1 protein-coding gene is annotated in these 445 nt (G+C 44.9%); it reads left to right on the top strand.

What is annotated here, in order from left to right; translation table 11 throughout:
- Positions 1–445: Ig-like domain-containing protein (locus WA352_RS21780; RefSeq protein WP_336143918.1), on the top strand; the 445-nt coding region annotated here is incomplete at both ends.

Below are 445 nucleotides of genomic sequence, written 5' to 3'. Positions count from 1 at the left end.
CTTGGCGGACAACACCTTACCGACTTTAGGTGAAGGACCACATACCGTGACTGTGACAGCGACTGACCCTGCGGGGAATGTTGGTACAGACACTGCGGTATTGACGATTGATACCGTTGCACCAATTGTATCTTTAGATGATGTTATTACTAATGATACAACGCCACCGTTGACAGGTACGATAAATGACCCAACTGCCACGATTGTAGTGAATGTGAATGGGGTTGATTATCCAGCGACCAATAATGGTGATGGTACTTGGACTCTAGCAGATAATGTATTACCTGTTTTAGGTGAAGGACCACATACAGTAACTGTAACGGCAACAGATCCAGCTGGAAACATAACAACAGATACAGCAATTGTTACGATTGATACCATTCCAGCTGACTTGATTGGTGCAATCACAGTGCCAGACGACTTAAACGGTGACGGCATCCTGAAT

It is taken from the genome of Acinetobacter sp. 102, from assembly GCF_037028485.1.
GTDB lineage: Bacteria > Pseudomonadota > Gammaproteobacteria > Pseudomonadales > Moraxellaceae > Acinetobacter > Acinetobacter higginsii.
This window is presented reverse-complemented; position numbering and strand designations above follow the sequence as displayed.